The organism is Kitasatospora aureofaciens (genome assembly GCF_001188955.3).
GTDB classification, from domain to species: domain Bacteria; phylum Actinomycetota; class Actinomycetes; order Streptomycetales; family Streptomycetaceae; genus Kitasatospora; species Kitasatospora aureofaciens.
Window position 1 is genome coordinate 254568 of record NZ_JPRF03000043.1, and the last position, 21721, is coordinate 276288.

General features: G+C 70.5%; 16 protein-coding genes and 1 pseudogene. 11 read left to right on the top strand and 6 right to left on the bottom strand.

From position 1 onward, the window contains the following. Positions 1 to 23: 23 nt before the first annotated feature. Both HS99_RS27345 and HS99_RS27350 read right to left on the bottom strand, forming a co-directional pair. Positions 24 to 1352, bottom strand: coding sequence for an extracellular solute-binding protein (locus tag HS99_RS27345; protein WP_030555809.1), 1329 nt, complete (start codon positions 1350 to 1352; stop codon positions 24 to 26). Beyond that, the gene (locus tag HS99_RS27350) at positions 1349 to 2377 is read right to left on the bottom strand and encodes a LacI family DNA-binding transcriptional regulator (protein WP_030555807.1); all 1029 of its coding nucleotides are present in this window, start codon (positions 2375 to 2377) and stop codon (positions 1349 to 1351) included. The genes HS99_RS27345 and HS99_RS27350 overlap by 4 nt, the downstream gene beginning before the upstream one ends. A 166-nt stretch (positions 2378 to 2543) precedes the next feature. Between HS99_RS27350 and HS99_RS27355 the strand changes: the two genes are divergently transcribed. The 6 genes and pseudogenes from HS99_RS27355 (at position 2544) to HS99_RS27380 (ending at position 11300) form a co-directional block, all read left to right on the top strand. Beyond that, positions 2544 to 3872, top strand: coding sequence for a glycoside hydrolase family protein (locus tag HS99_RS27355; RefSeq protein WP_030555805.1), 1329 nt, complete (start codon positions 2544 to 2546; stop codon positions 3870 to 3872). Positions 3873 to 4148: 276 nt separating this feature from the next. Next, on the top strand, positions 4149 to 4460 hold the full coding sequence (locus HS99_RS44250; protein WP_141763829.1) for a hypothetical protein: 312 nt from the start codon (positions 4149 to 4151) through the stop codon (positions 4458 to 4460). A gap of 957 nt (positions 4461 to 5417) precedes the next feature. Next, positions 5418 to 5537 (top strand): annotated as a pseudogene (locus HS99_RS41680) (DUF397 domain-containing protein); the annotation flags it as partial. A 277-nt stretch (positions 5538 to 5814) separates the two neighbouring features. Beyond that, on the top strand, positions 5815 to 7836 hold the full coding sequence (locus tag HS99_RS27370) for a hypothetical protein (protein ID WP_141763830.1): 2022 nt from the start codon (positions 5815 to 5817) through the stop codon (positions 7834 to 7836). Between the two features lie 708 nt (positions 7837 to 8544). Next, entirely contained in the window at positions 8545 to 8868 is a 324-nt protein-coding gene (locus HS99_RS27375) for a hypothetical protein (protein ID WP_141763831.1), read from the top strand. Between the two features lie 872 nt (positions 8869 to 9740). Continuing rightward, positions 9741 to 11300 (top strand): IPT/TIG domain-containing protein, encoded by a 1560-nt coding sequence (locus tag HS99_RS27380; RefSeq protein ID WP_030555794.1) that lies wholly within the window; start codon positions 9741 to 9743, stop codon positions 11298 to 11300. 310 nt (positions 11301 to 11610) lie between these two features. On the opposite strand, the gene HS99_RS27385 is transcribed toward HS99_RS27380, so the two are convergent. Next, complete coding sequence (locus HS99_RS27385; protein ID WP_030555792.1) at positions 11611 to 12483, bottom strand: helix-turn-helix transcriptional regulator; 873 nt, start codon at positions 12481 to 12483, stop codon at positions 11611 to 11613. A gap of 189 nt (positions 12484 to 12672) precedes the next feature. On the opposite strand from HS99_RS27385, the gene HS99_RS27390 reads away from it, so the two are divergent. Continuing rightward, entirely contained in the window at positions 12673 to 13434 is a 762-nt protein-coding gene (locus tag HS99_RS27390; RefSeq protein ID WP_030555790.1) for an SDR family oxidoreductase, read from the top strand. Between the two features lie 735 nt (positions 13435 to 14169). On the opposite strand, the gene HS99_RS27395 is transcribed toward HS99_RS27390, so the two are convergent. From HS99_RS27395 to HS99_RS27405, 3 genes are all read right to left on the bottom strand, one after another. Then, positions 14170 to 15408, bottom strand: a complete 1239-nt coding sequence (locus HS99_RS27395; protein WP_141763833.1) for a hypothetical protein — start codon at positions 15406 to 15408, stop codon at positions 14170 to 14172. Positions 15409 to 15412: 4 nt separating this feature from the next. After that, a complete protein-coding gene (locus HS99_RS27400; protein ID WP_030557029.1) occupies positions 15413 to 15841 on the bottom strand; it encodes a hypothetical protein in 429 nt (142 codons plus the stop codon). Positions 15842 to 16088: 247 nt separating this feature from the next. Beyond that, the gene (locus HS99_RS27405) at positions 16089 to 16604 is read right to left on the bottom strand and encodes a hypothetical protein (protein WP_051835620.1); all 516 of its coding nucleotides are present in this window, start codon (positions 16602 to 16604) and stop codon (positions 16089 to 16091) included. A gap of 260 nt (positions 16605 to 16864) precedes the next feature. On the opposite strand from HS99_RS27405, the gene HS99_RS27410 reads away from it, so the two are divergent. The 4 genes from HS99_RS27410 (at position 16865) to HS99_RS27425 (ending at position 21588) form a co-directional block, all read left to right on the top strand. Further along, entirely contained in the window at positions 16865 to 17872 is a 1008-nt protein-coding gene (locus HS99_RS27410) for a helix-turn-helix domain-containing protein (protein ID WP_232543188.1), read from the top strand. Positions 17873 to 18328: 456 nt separating this feature from the next. Continuing rightward, positions 18329 to 18886, top strand: coding sequence for a hypothetical protein (locus HS99_RS27415; RefSeq protein WP_141763834.1), 558 nt, complete (start codon positions 18329 to 18331; stop codon positions 18884 to 18886). A gap of 685 nt (positions 18887 to 19571) precedes the next feature. Further along, a complete protein-coding gene (locus HS99_RS47080; RefSeq protein ID WP_232543189.1) occupies positions 19572 to 19805 on the top strand; it encodes a hypothetical protein in 234 nt (77 codons plus the stop codon). 208 nt (positions 19806 to 20013) lie between these two features. After that, on the top strand, positions 20014 to 21588 hold the full coding sequence (locus tag HS99_RS27425; protein ID WP_051835619.1) for an SCO7613 C-terminal domain-containing membrane protein: 1575 nt from the start codon (positions 20014 to 20016) through the stop codon (positions 21586 to 21588). The last annotated feature ends 133 nt before the right edge of the window (positions 21589 to 21721 follow it).

Genomic DNA, 21721 nt, shown 5'->3' on the forward strand with positions numbered 1-21721 from the left:
GCCGGCCGGCCACCCGGCCGCGGTCACTTGGTGAGCGAGTATCCATCGTTGTCGGAGAAGTCCTGGTCGATCGCCCGGGCGGCCTTGGCGAGCGAGGTCTGCGGGTCGGCGCCGCCGTAGATGTCGTTCAGCGCCTGGCTGAACTGGGCGGTGATGACCGGGTATCCGGCGGTGAGGGGCCGGGTGACGGCGACGCAGGACTTGGTGATGTCGGTGTCACCGCAGGGTTCGGCGAGTTCCTGGGCGAACAGGTGGAGCGGGCCGCCGGTCCGGTACAGCGGGCTGGCCGCCAGCGCGGTTTTGGTGGCGGGGACGGCGCCGTCGGCGGTGGTCATGGCGGTGACGTTGGTGTCGTCGAGCAGGTAGTCCAGAAACTTGCCGGCCGCCTTGGCGTGCTGGGAGCCGGAGCTGATGCCCCAGGCCCAGGAGCCCTGGCCGGTCTTGGCGCCGTTGCCGAAGTCCGGGAGCGGCAGCACCGTCAGGTCGGAGCCGAGGGCCTTGCTGTAAGCGGGGTAGGCCCAGTGGCCGACCCAGCTGAGCGCGACGCGGCCGTTGACAAAGGCGTTTCCGTCGGTGTCGGCGTCCACGTACGGCTTCCAGGACTGGAAGGTCCGGAAGGCGTCCACCACGGCCGGGCTGTCGAGGGCGCCGGCCGCCTTGCCCTGCTTGACCAGGGCACCACCGGCGGACCAGACGATCGGGGACATGCCGTAGGTGCCCCACTCGGTGGCCAGGCCGTAGTCCTCCTTGAGGTCGAGCGCTTTGTGGCTGGGATTGGCGGCCGCGAGTTTCTGCACCGCGGCGGTGAAGTCGGCGGCGGTCCAGTCATCGAGCACGCTGGCGGGGTACTTGACCCCGGCCGCGTCCAGCAGCTTCTTGTTGGCGTAGATGCCGAGGCCGGAGTCGTACATGCCGAGGCCGTAGAGCTTCCCGTCCAGGGTGCCCTGGGCCTTGACGGCGGCGGTGGCGTTGGCGACGGTCGCGGGCAAGACGTAGTCGGAGATGGGGCTGAGCTTCTTGTTGTAGACGAAGCTCGACATCATCGGACCGTCGAACTCCACGATGTCCGGGAGGGCAGAGGCGCTGGTGGCGGTCAGCGTCTTGGTGTAGTCCTTCTCCGGGACGAACTTAAGCGTGGCCTTGATGGCGCTCTGTGAGCCGTTGAAGGAGTTGACCGCGTTCTGCAGCACGGTGTTCTCGCTGTCCTGACCCTGGTGCGCCCAGATGGTGATGGTGCCGGTGCCGTCGCCGGCCGAGGTGGCGGCCGTGCTGCCCGTGCCGCCGCAGGCGGTCAGGGCGACGGCTGGTAGGGCGAGTAGCAGGCCCAGACGGACGTGGCGGCTGTCGGTCATTCGATGTCTCCGTGAAGGGAACCGCGGTGGGGAGCCGTGGAGTTGCGGACGATCAGGTGGGTGGGCAGTTCGACGTGATCCGGGACGTCGGTGTCGTCCCGCAGGAGGCGGAGCAGGAGGCTGGCGGCCTGGGTCCCGTGCTCAGCGACGGGCTGGGCGACGGTAGTCAGCCCGACTACGTCGGCGAGCTCGTGGTCGTCAAAGCCGACGATGGCGATGTCCTCCGGGACGCGCAGCCGGTGCGCCCGCAGGGCGCGCAGCGCGCCCATGGCCATCTCGTCGGATTCCGCGAACACGGCGGTCGGCGGCCGAACGGCGGTGAGGAGCCGGGTCATGGCGCGTTCGCCGCCCTCGACGGTGTACTCCCCGTCCGCCTCCAGGTCCGGGTCGTGCGGGATGCCCGCGTCGACGAGCACGTCGAGGTAACCGCGGCGGCGCAGGTCGGGGGTGGTCCAGTACAGCGGAGCGGAGGGCCGGGTGCCGATCCGACCGATTCGGCGGTGGCCGAGGTTGACGAGATGGCGGGTGGCGAGTTCGGCGCCGGCCCGGTCGTCGATGCCCACGGTGGTGAAGCCCGGTCGAGGGCCACCGACGGTGATCGCCAGCGGGATACCGAGGGACCGCAGGCGCTCGGCCTCGTCCCCGGTCGGGATGAGCAGCGAGAGAATCGCGTCCACCCGCTTGCGGACGGGCAGTTCGGCGAAGAACCGCTTGCGGCTGTCCACGGAGCCGAGGTTGTACAGCAGCAGGTCATACCCGGCGGCGCTGAACACCCGCTCGGCGGCGTCCACGACGGTGCCGAAGAACCACCGGCCGACGTACGGCGCCAGGACGCCGATGCTGCACGTACGGCCGCTGGCCAGGCTCGATGCGTTGCGCGAGGCCGTGTAGCCGAGGTCTGCGGCCACAGCAATGATCCTGACGCGCAGTTCGTCGGATACCCCGTCCCGTCCGCGCAGCGCGCGGGAGACGGTAGAAGGGGAGACGCCCACCGCCCGCGCCACATCGATAATGCTGGCCGCCACGTTGCGGCTCCTCTCGGCTGTCGATCGGGTCACCGAACCGTAAGCCGCCCAACGCACTTGCGCAAGCGTTTGCGTTCGGTTGTACTAAGGCGACTTCGCCAGGGGCGGGGAGACGGAGCACGCCCTGACGCACACGTTTGTTCCGCCGGCACGACAGGAGCTGTCCTTGCGCTACGCACCTCCCGGCCTATGCCTCAACGACTTCGCGGTCCTCCCTGGGGACGACGGCTACACCGTCCTCCACCTGCAGGGGCCGTGGACGGACCCGTTCGACGCCATCAAGGCGGAGACCTCCTACGGCAGGGCCACCTCCCCCGACCTCGTGCACTGGCGGCCGCAGGGCGGCGCCTTCGGGGTGGGGCTGCCCGGCCGCTTCGACGAGCACGCGGTGTGGACCATGCACCCGGTCCCGGACGGGAACGGCACGGCCATGTTCTACACCGGCGTGACTACCCTGCCCTCCGGCGGCCCGTTGCAGTCGGTCGGCCTGGCGCGTTCGGACCGGGCGGACGGCACCGGCTGGCGGCGGCACGGCACCGAACCGGTGGTCCGTGCCGATCCGCGCTGGTACCGGACCGGCGAAGGCATGGCCTGGCGCGACCCGTTCGTGGTGCGCGACGACGACGGCACCGGCTGGGTCATGGTGGTCTGTGCCAGCGACGCCGCCCTGCCGTTCGAACGCGGCGGCTGCGTCGGACTGGCCACCTCCGACGACCTCGAACACTGGCAGGTGCACCCGCCCCTGCTGTCGCCCGGTGACGTCGACGAGTTTGAGTGCCCGGTCCTGGAACGGCTGGAAGATGGCTGGCTGCTGCTCGGCTCCATCGGCGCCACCCGCCACATCGAAGCCTGGACCGCGCCGCACCTGGACGGCCCGTGGGTACGACGCGGTCCGCTCGGGCCGCCCTTGGCGTACGCGCCCCGGGTCGTCACCGCGCCGGACGGCGCCCGGGTCGTGCTGCACACTGTGCCTCGCCGGGTCGGGCTCCAGGACTCCGGCGCCACCTGCCGGGGCATGCTCGCCCAGCCGAAGGCCCTGACCCGGGCGGACGACGGGGCGCCGCGGTTGACATGGTGGCCCGGACTGGACGGCTGGCTGGACGAGCCGGGTGAGCAGGCGGTGCTGCACGCGGTGGGGGACGTGGCGGTCGCCGGACCGACCGAGGTCGTGCTGCGGACGGGCGTCGACGGCGCCCCGGCGCTGACCGTCCGGTGGGCGGACGGCCGGCTCGGGGTCCAGGGGCCTGGTGACGCGGTCCTCGCGTCCACCGAACTTCCCGACGAGCCGAGGCGGTTGCGTATCCTGACGGTCGGTGAGTACGTCGAACTCTACGCGGACGACGCCTTCGTGCTGGTCGCCCTGAGCTACACCGGCAGCAGCTGCCGGTGGACCGTCACCCGCGGCGGCGCGACGCACACGGTGCCCGTCAGGCCGGTCCGGCTGCCGGACGAGCAGCGCGACGACGCCTCCGCGCTGTGGCCCGGCCCACACTGACCGGGGCACCGCGTGTGGCCTTCACCCCGGGGTCCGGGCCGTCAGGAAACGTACGCCGTCGTGGGCGGCTTCACCATCCTTGCTGCAGCTGCCGACGGGCAGGGCATCCGGCCAGGCTGAGTTGCGCCCATCAGGCCACGGGCACCCCGCTGCCCGCGATGGCCTCCGGCCGCAGCAGGGCGGTGAGCCTCTCGGCCGGAAAGCAGTCCCCAAGGCTGGGCGGCCGTGGGCGGCGATCCTGACAATGCCCGGATTCCGTGTGACCGCAGGGTGTTCATGACGGCCACGCCGCGGCTGTGGGCGGGGAAGGAGACGGACCGGCTACGGGTGGCGATGGCCGGGATCGAGGCGGCCGAGCTGATCGCTTCCATGGACGACGAGGCGCTGTTCGGCCCGGTTACCCACGACTACCCGCTCGGGACCGCGATCTCGGACGGGGTGATCGGCTCGGCATCAGCCTTGAACAGGACCGTCACACCTTGCTCGGCCAAGGACTCCATCACTCGTGTCACGTCAACCACGGGCCCACCCCCACTTGGAATCGAACAGGCCGAAGGCTACACCGGCCGGTACGAGGCGTCGGCTTGACCGCTTGGCACCGTGAGGTGTCCACGTGCGGTCGGCGCGGCGCCGGAAGCGGCCCGTCGCCCGACCGCCCAGACGCTGGACGGCGAGCAGCTCGCCGTGCGGCACGGGCGCGAGCACCTGCTCGACGTCGGCCGGTTCCACGCCGCCTTCGTCGCCGACGCCCGCGCCCGCGGCGAGGCCTGCGGACCGCTCGACCTCCTCCCCGGCCCGGAGCTGCCCGCCGGCGGCGTGGTGTACCGACCCGCCGCCGAGCTCGCGTACACCGCCGGCACCGGCGACGAGCGGCAGCGGCAGCGGGCCTTCGTCGAACGCCACCTCCCCGGAGTCGGCCCCGAGGAGACCGCGGCGCAGCTGTCGGCCTGCGCCGCCCTGTGGGAGCAGCCAGGGCCGGAGGGCCGGGGCCGGGCATGGGAGCGGCGCCGGCGGTCCTTCCCGCGACTGCTGATCGTCCTGGTCGGCACCGCGGCATCCGGGGTGCGCTCGGCGATGGCGGACCTGCACCTGGCCGACGAGGAGAACCCGACCGTCGCCGAGGCGCTGAACCAGGTCCTGGACCAGGCCCGTAGCGAGCGAATGTCGGTGACCGCCGCGCTGGAACGGCTGCTGGAGATCGAGGTCGAGGCCACCGGGGCCCGCCGGATGGCCGCCGAGAGCGGTTCGCCCGCCTGCCGGGGCCCTGGACCGACCGGTTTGGGCAGGGCCCGGCCGCGCTCGCGGCGTTCGTCGAGCGGGAAGGGCACGCGAGGGTGCCGCGCACGCGCAGGGAGGACCGGACGTCGCTGGGCACCTGGCTGAACAATCAGAAGGCGAGGCAGGACAGGCTAGCCCGGAGAGATCGGCCGGCTGGAGACCCTGGGCGTGGGCCTGGTAGGCCGTGCCGGGCGAGGTCGAGCGCTGCGGCTGTGAGAATGCACTGGAGGTCGCCATCGCGAGGCGGCGACCTCCAGGTCCACCGTAGAAGTCGCCGCCTCTCCCCGCACCATCCACATCCTCGACTCCAAGGACAAGCAGCGAGGGCAGCTCTCCCTCTCCCTCACCGCCTGGGACGAGTTCCTCGCGTACGCCGCTCGTTCCTGACCCTGTAGGGAGGCCGCGTGGGCAAGGATCTCTGCCCCTGGATGCAGCCCGCCGGACATGTACCGCGCACCACAACCGGGAGATCGTGGTGGTTACCCGCTGGATCAGGAGGTTAGGACGCATGCGGCAGCGGCAGCGGCAGGTGGCGGTACGGGGCGAGGAGCAGCAGGACCGCGGTCGGGGGCAGGACAGTCGGCCGACCGGTGTCCCGATATCCGTACCGGGCGCCCCCATGACTCTCCTGGCCATGCAAAGGTCGGTGGGTAACACGGCCGTCGTGCAGATGATCCGGTCTGGAACCTTCCCCGGGCCGGTCGTCCAGCGGATGCCCCAGGACGGTTCGGGCGCGGGGAGTTCGTCGGCGGGCAGGGCTCCGGGCGAGATCATGAAGGAGATCAAGAACCAGATCAAGAAGGTCCCCGAGGGGGCCGACGAACCGCTCATGAAGGAGTACGGCGGCCTGCGGCAGGGGCGGGCGCACGCCGAGATGGACATGCGGTTTCCCCGTTCCAAGGAGGGTCAGGAAGCCCAGCAGACGCTCACCGAGACCAGCGTCCTCCTCTTCGACAGCATGAAGGGTGCCCAGGAGCGGGCCAGGGTGCAGGACCCGAAGGTCGAGGAAGAGGGCGACGACCGCGAGGTCCAGGGCATGCTGATCAACGACCGCCTGGTCTTCGCGTCGAACTTCGACGCGTCGGTCGACACCCTCGTGCAGGTCGGCAGCGAGGAGGCGGGAGCTGCCCCGACTGTCGAGCAGCTGCTGGCGATCGAGCAGAGCGAGGAAGGCCGCTCCAAGGGCCTGCGCAATCACGAGCAGCGGAACGTGGGTGAGAAGCTGGCGAGCTACCGGCGCAAGAACAAGGCGATCATCGACGGACAGCGCGGCACACCCGGTGGCGAACAGGGCCGTGGCAACGATCCCGCGGCGCAGGCCCTTCACGCCAAGCTGAGCCAGCCGGTCATCGTCCTGGATCTGCACAGCGAGAACCTGCGGGAGATGCTCACCGATACCGCCCACGAGGGCAGGGTGTTCCTGCTCCGCTTCGGCAGCGGGCCCGGCGGGGCGAAACAAGGGAGGCCGGACAGGTCTGTCCACGCCGAACAGAAGCTCCTCCTGGCCCTGAGCGCCGCCGGTATCCGCCCGCAGCACGATGTGCGCGGCCCCCTGGCAATCAGCGGCAAGTACCGCCCCTGCATGGGCTGCGCCGCGGCGCTCATGTACTACAGGGAGCGGCTGGGATTCGGGCAGTTGAGCTTCAACCCCAACTACGGGCATTTTTTCCAGAGTTCCGTGAACAGCCTGTACGAGCACCACCGGCACATGATCGACGAGCACTACCTCGGGTTCATCCGGCACATGGTCGAGGAGGAGGTTACGAGCACCCCGGCGGGATGGAACGAGGGGGCGCCCGAGGGGGCCGAGGAACGACGGGGCGGTCCCACGCTCCGGGTGCCTGGAAAGTACGCGTCCCGGCAGGCCGACAACACGCCCCCGAACAGTGACGCGGAGGACGGCCCGGAGGACATGCCGTACCGGCGGATCCCTGAGCGGAGGCTGGAGCGGACCTGGGAGCAGGAGACGGCCCACATTGGCATCGGCACGGGCGCGGCACAGAGCACCTGGCGCCGCACCGGCGAGACCCTGTCCCCGGAACAGGCCCGGGAACTCCACGACTTGTGGAACCTCGGCTCCGACCGTCGGGCCCCCACCAAGGCCGACTGGCACCGTGCGCTGGACCTCGCCGGGCAGTACCACACGCAGCAGGGCATGACGTACGAGTACCTGGGCGGCGTGGTCGGGAGGCATCCGGAGAAGTTCGGCAGCATGATCGCCAAGCACCTCAAGGAGGGCCCCCAGCGGCACGTGCCGACGAGGTCCAGCAAGATCGAGAGCCGGCCACGAAAGCGGGTGAAGACGGCGGCAGAGGACAAGCAGTTCATCAAGGGCGGAAAGATCGACGATGACGGCAAGGCCGCACTCACGGCTGTCATCGAGCGGCTCCTGCCCCGAAACTCCTGGTGCCAGGACTGGAAGCAGCGCCACGACGCAGGGACCGGGCCCGACCTCAATCCCATCAAGGCGCCCGACGAACTACAGTTGAAAATAGCCGAGTTGCGGGAAGACCACGGCTACGACGTGCCGAGCATGTCGCAGTTCCTGTACACCGGCGAGAACGGCGACAACCTTCGCAAGGCCATCAGCCGCAAGGGCAAGAAGCTCCTGGACGCGCGACGGAGCACGACCGGCGGCCCCGCGCCGGTCGACTACGACGGGGACACCGAGATGGCCGGGCTGTGACTCTCTGTCCGCTTCTCCACGAGAGAGCGTCTCTGTCCGCGCTGCGGATGTCCCGGCCCGGCGGGGCCCGGATGGGCGTTCGGCCGTCGCCGGGCGCTCACCATCACCACGGCCACGCAGGTTGCAGACTGCCGGCTGGCCACGGGAGGCGCAACCAGCGCACCCCGCGCCCTGCCCGGCGGATGGCACAGCCGAACGGTGTCCCGGCTGTCCAACGCCGTGCCACTTCATGTCCAGCCCCACTGGCATCTCGGTTCCAACGACGGACAGTTCGGGGGTTGGGCGAAGGGCCTGAGTGGCCCGGAGCGAGACCCTGATGGAGCCGCGCCAGGCGACAGAAGGGTTGTCGGCGTTTCTGGGCGGCCTGGATAAGGGGTCTGACTCTGACCTGCGTTGATGCCCCATCAAGGAGAGGGGCGACCGGAAGCGGCACCGGAAGTGCTGCCGGAGTGATTCGGGCCCGGGACAACGGGTCGCGGTGGCGATTCTCACCGGGCTTGCCAGCGGGTCGGAAAGGCCGCGCTGGCTGCGCCAGCGCGGCCGTCGTTCATCCCTGGTCGGCGCGCAGCGGGCGGGCTGTGGTTGTTGGGAGCGCTGGGGGCTGAGGGCGCACCGGCACGGGAAGGCGTTCAGAGGGCGGTTCAATGAGAGCTGTTCGCCTCATTCGGTGGCCAGGTTCAGCCGGTTGACCCAGCTGTTGCGGAGTCTGTGCGTGCGGAGAGGGCGCCGTTCCTGGAAAGCGACGCGGTTCCATCTCCCGACGGGACTGATCCTGATGAGGAAATGCAGTGGCCGGGCACGAAGCTGCAGCAGTCTCCGTTCTTCCTCGACATTCAGCAAGCCGTCATCAAACGGCGCCTGACGACGAGCGCTCCTGACTACGTCGGCTACCTGCCGACGGTCTCGGCCTATCTCCAACTGCCCCAACCGAAGCGACAGCAGGCGTACGGCGCGATCACGCGGGTCCTTTCCGAGACAGTCGAGATCGCCGCCGACATCATCGTCCATCTCGCGCGTCGACGATCCGGGTAGGGGCGACACTCCGTCTTTGGGGACCACGGCGAGTCTCAAGCGACGATCTGTGGCGAGACGACCATGTACGCGGGCTCTCATGTCCGGCACCCACCGTGGTCACCCGATACTGAGACTCTCGTTCGAGCGACACCGTTCAAGATCGGAACAACAACAGCCACTGACCACTCTCGCCAGCCGTCGTCGTTGTAGTCACGGACCTCCCTGCACCACCGGCCGCGCCAGCAGTCGGCGGACAGGTCCGCGACGGCCTGCTGCCGGTTGGCCAGCGCGACGGGTCCGGCGCCGGTGACGACCAGCGCGACCGGCGGGTACCCGGCGCGGGTGTGACCGGGCCAGGTACGGCGTCACCAATGCACCGTCCGGTCGGCCGGCTCCTGGTCGGCGAGGGCCGGGTCGTTGTCGCGGACCCTGGTGCGGAAGCTCGCGGTAGGCGGTGAACGCGCACCGATAAGTCGATCACGACCGCCCGACCGCCCACCGCCTCGTCCGCGACATGCCGCTCGTATCGAGAGTGCACCCAGTCCGACGACTGCCCGCACAACGGACGCGCCGCCTGCAAGTCATCCCTGGCCCGGGCAGTGATCCTCAGTAGATCCCCACTGGCCTGCACGCGCTCGACCTGCACCGCGGCCAGCCGCGGCAGCAGGTCCCCCACCATGACAACGCACCCGGACAGCACCCCACCGCCAACCAAGCGACACCATGGACGAGTTGAATCGATCACCGGCTACGAAAGTCTTGCAAGAGCCGTTGGCTGGACACACCCGGCGGTGGCGCTCGGTGAGGTCAAGGAAACCTCGTTCGGTCGAGTGGGTGTGATGGTGTGTCAGTTCGTCGCCCGAGAGAACGGGTCGAATACGATCCAATTCATGACGACTGAACAGCCATCGTTGTCGGTGGTTCATCAGGTATGCATGACCCTGTCCGCGCTGGCGGCCACCTCAGCGACACCCCGGCCGTCCGGGGAGACCCGGACGGAGCAGACGGCACGCGCCGTCATGGGCATCAACCAGCAGTTGAGGATCACCACACTGGCGACCAAGGGCGTCTGGGAGGTGGCCTGGCTGGCGCTGAGCCCAGACAACGCCAACATGGCGTACATCGCCCGGACCATCGACAAATCCAACCAGTTCGCGGTGGTCAGCCGCGGGACGATCGGCAGTCTTCCCGACATCCTGGAGGACCTCGACGTCGGCACGGTCGTCCCGTTCACCCCGGCCGGTTCGCAGGCGATCGCGGTGTCGAAGGGGGCCATGGCGGCGTTCACGCAGGTCGCCACAATGCACTCGCCGTCATTGTCGGAGGTCGGCGAGGTGCTGGGCGAGTCAGTGCCGGAGAGTGCCTTCGGCAGCCCGGGCACGACGCTGGTGCAGGCACTCAAGGCCCTCGTCGAAGCCGCGCCGAGCCCGCCGACGGTCTTCGTCACCGGCCACAGCCTGGGCGGCTGCATCGCGACCATGCTCGCACCGTACCTGCGGGCGCAGGCGCAGAGCTGGAAGAAGATCCCGCAGTTCGGGCTCGTTACCTTCGCGGCTCCCACTGCCGGCCTGCAGAGCTTCGCCACCTTCGTCAACAGCGTGCCGTGGGTCATCAACGATCACGTGGTCAACTTCTACGACATGGTGCCGCTCGCCTGGAACAGCCTCGACAGTGCCAAGAAGTGGTACCCCGACCCGGGGCCGAAGGCGAACCCCGTGGTGACGGGGCTGATCGAGAAGATCAACGAGCTCAAGAAGAACTACGAGTACGTCCAGCCGGGCACGACCGTGTCCCTGAATACGACGTACCAGTTCTACGACGGGGACCTGGTCAGGAGCACGGTCGCCGACTTCCTGGGCCAGGTCGCGTACCAGCACAGCGACCCCCTCTACCTGACGCTGGTCGGGGCGCCCATCCCGCCCGCCGCGCCGGTGGTCCACGGCATGACGCCCACCTTCGGCAACAGCGGATCCTCGGTGGTCATCACCGGCACCGGTTTCAGCCCGGTCAAGCTCGGCAACCACATCGACTTCGGCCCCATCGCCTGCGACCCGGGCACCGTCACGGTCAACCCGGCCGGCACCCAGATCACCGCCAAGGTGCCGGACGGGGTAGGCCTCGTCGACGTCCAGGTGACCCACCGGCTGGGCACCTCCGCTGCCTGCCCACTCGCGCAGTTCGCCTACGGTGGGCCGGCGCCCGTGGTGGTCAGCAAGGTGGACCCGAACGTCGGGTCGGCCCTGACCACGGTCACCATCAGCGGTTCGGGCTTCACCAAGGACGCCGTCGTCAAGTTCAACGGCGCCGTCTCCGAGCACGTCGGCTTCGTCTCCGACACCAAGCTCACTGCCAAGGTGCCCCGGGGGGTCGACACGGTGAACGTCACCGTGACGGTCGGCGTGGCCACCTCGCCCACCAGTCCCGCGAGCGAATTCACCCACAAGCTCTGAACCGGGCCGGGCCCGCCGGTCGGGCCCGGCCTCGCCAAGGGTCGCGGGTGTGCCGCTGAACTGCCCAGGCCGCCTTCTCCACGGCGCCTCGGCGCCACGTACGAGCAGCGGCTGCGCGACGCCCGTCGGCTGCACGGGGCGCTGCGCCGGCTGGGCTGATCGCCGCCTGGTTCGACGGTCCGGTCCGCCGCCGCGACCCGGCCCGCGCCGACCGGCTGCTCGCCGCAATCACAGCTGGTCCTCGGTGTGAACGAGGTGCGTCTGCCTCAGGACGACGCCTTCGCCAAGGTCGTCGGTGAGGGCGATCATGTCAGGGTGTCTTCGGGCGCCGGGAGTGCGCTGTTCTGTCGTGTGCTGTGCGGGCGGGCTCGGTGTGTGCGAGCGAGGCGAGGAGCCGCAGTTTCTCCTCGCTGTCGCTGTCCTTGTCGGGGTAGTAGACGACGAGGATGACGTCGTCGACGGGGAGTTTGTCGCGGTGCAGGTGTAGCTCGCCGACGACGGGGTGGTGGACCGTTGTCGTGCCCCCGTCGAGGGTGCGGACGTCGTGGCGGGCCCACAGGGTGCGGAACCGCTGGCTGGACAGTGCGAGTTCTCCGACGAGTTCGACGAACCGGACGTTGTCGGTGTCGTCGCCGATGGTGGTGCGCAGGGCGGCGACGAAATCGGCGGTGGCTTTGGTCCAGTCCTGGTGGAAGGCTCGTTCCTCGGGATCGAGGAGGAGGGAACGAAGCCGGTTCTGGCCGGGCCGCAGGCGTGGGGAGAGCGCGACCGCCATGGGATTGGAGGCCAGGACGTCGAACGCGCGCCCTTCTACGAACGCGGGGATCTGCAGGTGGGCGAGCAACTCGTGCACCCGTGCCGGTACGTGCTCGGGCCGCTTGCGACGCGGCGCGCTGGGGCGTGCCGCCGCGAGGCCGAGCAGATACGTCCGTTCGACGTCATCGAGCTGGAGGATGCGCGCGAGTGATTCGAGGACCTGCGGTGAGGGCTTCTTGTCCCGGCCGCGTTCCAGGCGCAGGTAGTAGTCGGGACTGAGTCCGGCGAGCAGGGCGACTTCCTCACGGCGCAGGCCGGGAACGCGGCGGTTGCCGCCTGGCGGCAGTCCCGCCTGTGCCGGGGAGACCAGCTCACGGCGGGCACGGAGGTAGCTGCCGAGCTGGTTGCCGGAACCCTCATCCTTCATACCGACACCGTAGTGCTGCGCGCGTGTCCCAGAGGGGGCCCTGTCAGGACCAGGGAAGACCGGGGCCCTGCCGCGCCGGGCTCCTGCCGTCAAGACTGCGAGAGCACCGCCTTGAAAGAGACGGGAGCACCACCTGTCGGCGCCGCGGGCCTGAACCCCGGCGGCGCCCTGGATCGAAGGGAAGATCTTGTGGATCTCTCCAACCGCACCGTTCTCGTCGTCGGCGGAACCTCGGGCATCGGGCGAGAGCTGGCCCGGCGGTTCGCTGCGGCGGGCAGCACCGTGGCCATCGGCGGCCGCAACCCGCAGGCACTCACGGAACTGGCCGAAGAAGGCTTCGGCACGATCAGCATCGACGTGACCAGCAGTGCCTCCGTCGCTTCCGCCCGCGACGCCGCGCTCGCCCGCTACCCCGAGCTGGACACCGTGGTGACGATGTCCGGCGTCATGCTGCTGGAGGACCTGCGCGACCCCGCGCACTTCGAGGCGGCGGCGACGACGGTCGACACCAACCTGCTCGGCACCATCCGGGTCGTCGACGCCTTCACCCCGCACCTGATCCGGCGGGGTGCCGGCACCTTCGTCACCGTCACCTCCGGCATCGCCTTCCTGCCCTTCCCACCCATGCCCAGCTACGCCGCATCGAAGGCCGGGGTGCACGCCTACTCCGAGGCACTGCGCGCGCAGCTCGACGGCACCGGCGTCGGTGTCGTCGAGCTGGTCCCCCCGGCCGTCGCCACGGCGAGCCAGGAGAAGGTGAACCCGCACGCGCTGCCGCTCGACGACTTCGCCACCGAGGTCATGGACCTGCTCTCCCAGGACCCCACCCCGCGCGAAATCCTCGTCAAGGGCGTCCTCGGGCACCGCTGGGCCGAGCGCGAGGGTACCTACGACGATCTCGTCGCCCAGCGCTCGCAGGCTCTGGCGATGCTGCCCGGCCGCCAGGGCTGACGGGCCGGCAGGAGCGACTTCGTCGGGGTGCTCACGCTGGTTGTGGGCGGGTGACTTGGGTGACCGCCGCGGTCCTCTCCCACCTCCTCCTCGGCTTCCACCTGACCTTCCTCGCCAAGGACGAACCCACCGCACCCCAGCCCTCGCACACCACCCACCCTGCCCCCGCCCCCGCACCCGCCCCGGCCCCCAGCCGCCGCGGACCGGTCCTGCTGTTCACCGCCGCCGCATCGTACAGCCGGGCGGTGGTCTCCAGGTCCATCCGCACCTCGCCGCGTACCCGCCACAGCCGGAAGGTCTCTCGGCAATGTGGCGCAGCGGGGCGCTCACGTGGCCGGCGGGCATTATGAGCTCGCCGCCGTCGTGCCGGTAAAGCACCAGGGTGCAGTCTGCTGCTCGCTCAACTTCCGGTCGGTGCGTGCCTTGTCCTGCGTGCGCAGCCACGCGCCGGGCCGGAACATGGGGTCGTCGCCGAGACCGGTGCGGTCGGCGGGGCCGTCGAGGGTTCCGCCAGCGACGACGTAGGCGAGCAGGCGCCGGTAGGAGCGGTTCCGGTCCGGCTCCAGCCACGCGCCCCTTGGTCTGACCGCCTGTCACCGGTTCACCCACCACCTGCGGTGGTGGCCGCCGCACGCGCTGCGGCCTGGACCGGGCGGCGGCATCTTCCGCCGGTCCGGGCGCACGTCGATGGCTGCGGGCTCCGCTCACGTGTTCAGGCCGTGCCGGTGACCGGTGTCAGGGAGCGACCGGGCCGCCGATCTCGGTCCAGGCGCCGTTGGCGCCGGTGTACTCGAAAACGCCGGAGTGGTCGGGGCTGACGCCGTAGAGATGGTCGTCGGTGGCGGCGAAGGTGGCGCCGGGGCCGCCGATGCGGGTCCAGGTGCCGCGTCCACGGTCGTACTGCTCGATGTCGCCGGTGGTCAGGTCGGTCGCGTAGAGGGTGGTGCGGCTGGTGAAGACGCGGTCGGTCGCACCGCGGACCTGCTTCCAGCCGTCCCCGGCGCCGGTGTACTCGAAGACGCCGAAGTGGTTGGCGCTCACTCCGTACAGGTGGTCGCCGGTGGCGGCGAAGCCGCTCCCGGGATACCCAATCCGTGTCCACGTGCCGCGCCCACGGTCGTACTGCTCGATGTCACCGGAGGCCGGGTCCGTCGCGTACAGCGTCGTCGCGCTGGTGAAGATGCGGTCGGTCGCACCGCGGACCTGCTTCCAGCTGTCCCCGGCGCCGGTGTACTCGAAGACGCCGTGGTGATCGACGCTCAGCCCGTACAGGTGGTCGCCGGTGGCGGCGAAACCGCTTCCCGGATTCCCGATCCGCGTCCACGTGCCGCGCCCACGGTCGTACTGCTCGATGTCACCGGAAGCCGGGTCCGTCGCGTACAGCGTCGTCGCGCTGGTGAAGATGCCGCTGGCGGCGCCGCGGACCTTCGCCCACGCGCCGTCCTTGCCGGTGTACTCCTCGACGGCCGTATGGCCCGGCGTGATCCGGTACAGGTGGGCGCCGGTCGCGGCCACGGTGGGGCCATCCGGTACGGCCGCCGCTGCCGGGGGCACGCCGCCGGCCGGGGACGAGGGCGCGGTCCGCCCCGACGTCGGGACAGGCGCCGCCGGGCCCGAAGCGGACAACGGGCTCGCGACCTCGCCCGAAGGCGTCACCGCCGCGGTGCCCGGGGATCCGGGCAAGGACGAGGACGGCAAATTCAGATCGGACGGCAGGGACAGTCCGTTCGGCGAAGCAGCCGGCGCGGCGGAGCCCGTACCGGCGAGCCTGACCGCCAGCACGGCGCCGACGAGCACGGCCACGGCCCCGACGATGGACAAGACCACGACGGTACGCCGCCTCTTGGTGGGGCGTGAGGCGTGGAAGTGGTTGACCTGGGTGCCGCCGTGGCCGGTCTGGGCGGCGGCCGGGCCGTCGAAGGTGTTCCCGGCCACCGCGCCCTGCTCCGGTGGCTGCGAATGCGAGCCCCTCATGCCGCTACCGGAAGGTGTTGGTCTGTGTGCCGTGCGCGCCGGTCTGGATCGCGGTCGGTCCCGAGAAGGTGTTGCCGCTCAGCGTGGTGCCGTCGGCGTTGCCCGGCTCGTCCTCCTCCGCTTGCAGGCGGCCCACCGCTTCTTGCAGCAGCTTGGCGAACTCGGGGTCGTTGTCGATGGCGTCCTGCAATGCGAGCTGGAGCCACTGCCGGGTGCTGGGGGTGAGTTCCTCCGTGCCGGCTTCGACCTCCTCGTCGACCTTGGCCAGCGCCCGGTCCTGGCCGAGTTTGCGGCCGATCACCTCGTGCAGGTGGTCCATGGCCGTGTCCGTGGCGTGGTCGAACTCGGCATCGGCCCGCCCCGCCACCCGCCGGACCTTGCGAGTGGCCCAAGCGGCCAGCCACCCCACCGCGATCTCGACAATCCCTGTCACTGATCCCCCTCAGGAACGAACTGACGGAACCTCATGGACATGACGTCGGTGTCTCGGGACGGCCCCAATGCTCAAGCCGTCCCCGAACAGCCGCCGGCCAGGATCGGCCAACTGCCCGGCCGGGCCGGACCGCCAGGCGAGGCCCGCACTTTGGGTAGCGGCCGACAGGATCGTTTGGGCCACGACGGGGCGTGGCACCTACCCCGGCTCGGCCCGTCGAGCCGGACCGAGCCGGGGTAGTACGTGCTCAGCAGGGGCTGAGGTAGCCGACCCAGTCCCACGGTGCGGTGGGATCCGAGCTGTAGCCGCCGGGTGAGGTCCAACCCAGGTTGCCACCGTGGTCGTAGAACTTGGCATGCAGGTCGGACCGCTGGTTGTTGATCCAGGAACCGGTCCCGTACCACGGCACGGGGTTCAGCTTGTTGCAGGTGTAGAGCATCAGGACGTCGCCCTCGTAGTAGGGGGCGCTGTACGCGCACACCCAGGTGTACGGGCAGGCAAGGGAGGCGAGCGGTGCGTTTCCGCTGGCGGCGAGGTCGCGGGGTTGTCGTTCCCCGGGTAGGGCCAGCCGCAGTTCCCCGCCGCCGGGCAGCAGGATCCTGTCAGCCGCGACCTGGGTGCCGCCGGTCCGGGCGAGGTAGGTGTCGACCCGGGCTTGAAGGCTCGTCGCTTGGACGGGGGTAAGCCCAAGGGCGTAAGCCTGGGCGGTGAAGCTGGAAGTCGCGGGGGCCTGGGCGGTGGCGGTGCTCGTCGCGCCCACCAAGGCAAGGAGGGTCAGGACTAGCGCGGCGATGATCCTCCTCGGCGCAACAGGTCGCTGTACGTAGTGCTCCGGCACGGTGTCACCTCTCGTGGTCGGGAACTGTCCGTGAAGTACCCGTGTGCTGGAGTCATCGTGGCCTCGCCCGAGCTCACCCGTCGTTGGCAAACAGTGCGGACTTCCTTGTCACCGAGCGCAGCTGACGGCCCGTTCTGGCCGACAATGGCCTGTCCATGGTGGAGTGGCTGGCCCACTATCTCTGTGTGGCCTTGACAACCGAACACGGCGGTCCCGTGGTGTCGCTGTCCACCGACGCAGTGCCGGCACGGGACCGGCTGGACTGGTGGCGGTGCATGATGGAGAGCGACGTCATGCCCGTGGAGCTCCGCAACGAGCACACGAGCGACTTCGCGGGCAAGGCCCGGATGGCGGAGCTGCCCGGCATGCGCGTGGCGGAGTTCAGCTTTACCCCGCTGACCGCCACACGCACGCCCACGCAGATCCGGCGGCTGGACCCGGAGCAGTACCTCTTGATCCTGGTTCAGGGCAGCCCGATCCAACTGGAGCAGTCCCGCAGCACGGTCCACCTGACCTCCGGCAGCCTCGCCCTGTGTTCCACGTCCTATCCGATGGCAGCCGACTTCTTCTCCCGGGACCACCGCCGGCATCGGGTCGCGTTGATGGTGCTGCCCAGGACCTCCCTGCCGCTGCCCGGAGACCGGATGAACCGGCTCCTGGGTGCGTCCCTCGCCACCCGTTCACCCGCCGGCTGGCTACTCGGGCAGTTCCTGTCCGGCTTCCTGAGCTCCGTCGGCCACGGCGGGCCCGCGGAGCTGCGCCGGACGGGAGCCATCGGCGTCGACCTGGCCGCCGCCTACCTCGCTGGTTTGCTGGACGCGGACGACCTGCTGCCCGTGGAGACCCGCGAGCAGGTACTTCTCGCGCGTGTCGACGCGTTCATCGACCACAACCTCGCAGACCCGGAGCTGGACCCCGCCGCGATCGCCGCTCACCACCACATCTCGGTGCGCACCCTGCACCAGGTCTTCCGGAGCCGGCCCGAGACGGTTGGCGCGACGATCCGCCGTCGCCGGCTCGAACGGTGCCGCGCCGACCTCACCGATCCGAGTCAGCGCCACCGGACGATCGGTGCCATCGCCCTCCGCTGGGGATTCCGACACCCGGCAGACCTGAGCCGGGCCTTCCGCTCCGCGTACGGCGTGCCACCGAGCAAGCTGCGAGGCGGCGGTGGCCAAACCGGGTCGGAGTGACGGCTGACGGGTTCGCTCGTTGGGCTGCTGGCTGTGGAGGTGAGGATGAAGAGCACTTGTTGGCGAGTGCTGGCAGCGGTTCGTTGTAGATCGCGGGTCACATGTCGACGAGAACTGAGAGCACTCACGCGTGTCGATGGTGTCGGCAGATGTTCTCCCCAGTGGGAACCGGAGTAGTCGCACCAGACCTCGTTGCAGGTGGCTATCGCGACCTTGCGGTCTCGTCCTGCTCGGCACGGTCGATGAGGCGATGCAATGGCTGCTCTTGCCGTTGAAAGACAGGAAGGTTCGCTCAGGGTTGTTCTGCGCGCGCCTGATATGCAGCGCGCTCTCCCGCACGGCCAGGTCCGAGAGCCTCCTGACGGGTTCAGCCCGGCCGGCGAAGGCCCGGTTTCGCGCCCAAGGCGCATGGAACTGGGATGCCCCGGCCAATGCGCCGCTGCAAGACTGACCACCATGACACGACCTGAACTCTCCGAACTCGACCACCTGCGAGAGATAGAACGGCTCGCCAACGTGGTCGCAGGCGCTGCCTCGGCCGAAGGCTGGCTCTCGTATCAGCCCGAAGCAGAGGACGCGACGCGCTTGCAGCGGGCGGTGAACGCGCTGGCCCGGGGGCTTCGTCACTACCACTTTCCAGGGGACGGCTGCCTCGACGATGAGGCGGATCGCCCCGAGCTGAAGCTCGCGGGCGTGGTGATTCTGCGTCCCGGGGCGATGCCGGACGGCATGGAGGAGACCTATGAGGAGGCGTGCGCCCGCCTCGGGGTCGAGGCCCGGCCCGAAGGGTGGGCCCTGTGGAACACATGGGGCGACGGGAATCTTCAGGTGACGATGGTCATCTCCGCCGTCGACACCACCGAGGGCCTGCTCGCGAACTGGTCACGGGGCGAGGCCATCTATCCGGTGACGCCAGTACCTTCCCAGATCGCTCTCATCCACCACGGCTGGGCCGCCCATATGATCTTCTCCCCGTTCGGGGTGAAGAAGCTCGGGCTCGGCGGACAGCCGTGACATCGCGTCACATCGGCAGCCGGTTTTCCGCTGCCGGCCCTGCGCCTCAGCGGCCAGGCTGGTGCTCGGCTTCGGTGGCGGCCAGCCGGTAGGGCTCGATACCGTCTCGATCAGGGCGAACCGGAAGGCCAGATGGTCCATGGCGGCCGCGTGGACGGTCAGCGCATCCACGACTCGGTTGCCGGTGTGGGCGGCTCACCCCGGTGAGCGACTGGTCGGCGCAGCGGGTGATCTGGTGGTCGCGCACGCGGAACGGCGGCCTGTCCTCGCTTGGCTGAACAGTCATCTGAGGGGATAAGCGTCCACGTCCTCCAGCCGTACCCCGGGGCATTGGACAGGGATACCGATGCGGAACTGCTCAGCCCATTGGCGGCGGGCAACGAGCACAGGGCCGGCGGACCGAGCAACGGCCAGTTCGCCGTCCAGGCGTCGGCGAGGTGGCTGGGGACGACCCTGGCCGCTGGGGCGGCAGCGACCGAAGCGACCAAGGCCGCGGGCGCCGGTGAGGGCACTGGGTATGGGCCATGATCTGTCCATGGAACGAGTGATTGATCTTGATGAGGCGGCTGCGGAACTAACTGATCGGGCGCCGGGGTGGCGGGCTGCAGGCCTGACAGTGGGTCGGGTGACCTGGCGTGATGAAACGGCGCCATGGCCTCAGCGACTTGAGGTAAACAGGTCGCTGGTGAACGATCCTGACGCGGTTGGTGTGCTCGTCTCGGGCCCGGCGGAGGCTGAGCTGTCGGTGGCGCTGTTCCGTGGCGGCTGGGCCGATGTCGACTACGTCGTCGGCATGGACGACGCCAGCGCCCTTCCGGCCTCGGGCATCGCTTCAGCTCGGGAGTTCGGCATCCAGCTCGACAGCTGGGTGGCCCATGTGTTCGGTCAGCTCTCGTGCTCAAGCGAATCGAGCCTTTGAGGGGGCTGCCTCGGCGCCTGTCGACCGGAACCGGGGATGCCCCCTGGCTGCGATCCTCGGACGGCGTCCTGCTGCTCGGCGGGCGCGGGTGGTGGCGGGGCGGTAGGTGTCGGTGCCGGTCTCGATGATGTTTCCGCCGAAGGCAAGCCGACCGACGGTCGAGCAGGGCGGCCAGGGCACACGGCAGCCTCCCCCGCCGGGTTATGTCATGGCCTCAGCAAGTCTCCGCCAGGGCCGGGGTGGAATCCGCGCAGGCCTCGGCCTGACCGGCCGCCGGATCGCCGCCCAGGCGGCGGGCGCGGCGGCGGTGGCCGCGGGCGGCGGGACGCTCGCCGCGCTGCTCCCGGGCGGCTGGGGCGCGGTGGGCTTCGCCGTCCCGGCGGTGCTGCTCGCGGTGGCGGGCGCCGCCCGGCTGCGGCGGCGCCCGCTCGACAGCCCGGTGGTCCCGGTCGGGCTGCTGACGGTGGCGGGCGCGGTGCTGCTCGTCACCTCGGCGGCCTCGCTGGCGCAGCTGTTCCCCGGGGTGGTCGAGCCCGCCGCGCACTGGCAGGCGGCCTGGGAGGGCACCCGGGCGGTACAGGGGAGCCAGTCGACCCCGGCCGCCGCGCTCACCGCGCTGTGGCTGCTGGTGGCCGCCGGGGTGGCGGTACACCTCCTCGGGCTGAGGGGGTCCGCGACCGCCGGGGCGGAGGCGGCCTTGTCGGCCGTCGCGTCCTTCGCGCTGGCGCTGCTGCCGGTGGCGTTCGGGCTGTCGCCCGTGATGGCGGTCGGGTTCGTCACCGCGCTGGCTCTGGTGGGCGGTTGGTTCCTCCCGGTGCGGGCGGCGCTCATCGCCGGCGTGATCCTCTCGGGCACGCTGGCGCTGCTGTGGGCGCTCGCCAACCGCCCATCCACGATCGTCGTCCTGGCTCTGGCGGCGGGGCTCACCGTCGCACTGACCGTCCGGGGGTGTCCGGCACCGGCCGTCACCGCCGTGCTGGCGGTGGCCGCGCTGGGCGGGGAGGCGGCGGCGGTCGCCGTCACGGCGGGTCTGGAGCGGCCGGATCACCTGCTGGCGGTGCTCGCGGTCGCCCTCGCCACCGCGCCGGTGGCGGCGAGGCTCGCGGCGCGTACGGACTCGGCCGTCCCTGCCGCCGTGGAGTTCGCGGGCTACGGCATGGCGGCGCTCGTGCTGCTGCTGAGCGCGGACGTGCCGGGGCGGCTCTCCTTCGAGCTGGCGGTGACCGGGGCCGCCGCGCTCGGTGTCGGCCTGCGGGCGGACCGGCGGCGCAGCGCCCCGGCGGTCGGGGTCGCGCTGCTGATCGCGGCCTCCTGGCTCTGGTTGGCGCTGGCGGACGTCCACGCACCCGAGGCGTACAGCCTGAGCCTGGCGGTGGCCGCCCTGGTCTTCGGCCATCTGCGGCGCGGGCGGTTCGCGGAGGAGGGCCTCGGCTCCTGGCCGGTGTACGGTCCGGGGCTGGCGGTCGGGCTACTGCCCAGCCTGTGGGCGCTGTTCCTGGACGGGTACTGGCTGCGGCCGCTGCTGCTTGGCGTCGCGGCGCTGGTGGTGACGGTGCTGGGGGTGCGGCTGCGGCTGCAGTGCCCGCTGGTGCTGGGCGGCGGGGTGCTGGTGCTGGTGGCGGGGCACGAACTGGCCCCCACGGTGGTGCAGGTGCTCGGTCTGCTCCCTCGCTGGGTGCCGCTGGCCGCGGCCGGGGTCCTGCAGCTGGCGCTCGGCGCCACGTACGAGCAGCGGCTGCGCGACGCCCGTCGGCTGCACGGGGCGCTGCGCCGGCTGGGCTGATCGCCGCCTGGTTCGGCGGTCCGGTCCGCCGCCGCGACCCGGCCCGCGCCGACCGGCTGCTCGCCGCAATGACCCTGTCCCGCGCCGCAGCCTCACGGGGAGAGCCGCTCACTCCGACCCTTTTCGCCGGCTG

Coding starts and splice junctions, on each gene's coding strand:
- HS99_RS27345 (WP_030555809.1), bottom strand. CDS start 1,352: ATGACCGACAGCCGCCACGTCCGTCTGGGCCTGCTACTCGCCCTACCA.
- HS99_RS44250 (WP_141763829.1), top strand. CDS start 4,149: ATGACGGCCACGCCGCGGCTGTGGGCGGGGAAGGAGACGGACCGGCTA.
- HS99_RS27380 (WP_030555794.1), top strand. CDS start 9,741: ATGACGACTGAACAGCCATCGTTGTCGGTGGTTCATCAGGTATGCATG.
- HS99_RS27385 (WP_030555792.1), bottom strand. CDS start 12,483: ATGAAGGATGAGGGTTCCGGCAACCAGCTCGGCAGCTACCTCCGTGCC.
- HS99_RS27395 (WP_141763833.1), bottom strand. CDS start 15,408: ATGAGGGGCTCGCATTCGCAGCCACCGGAGCAGGGCGCGGTGGCCGGG.
- HS99_RS27415 (WP_141763834.1), top strand. CDS start 18,329: ATGACACGACCTGAACTCTCCGAACTCGACCACCTGCGAGAGATAGAA.
- HS99_RS27425 (WP_051835619.1), top strand. CDS start 20,014: ATGGCCTCAGCAAGTCTCCGCCAGGGCCGGGGTGGAATCCGCGCAGGC.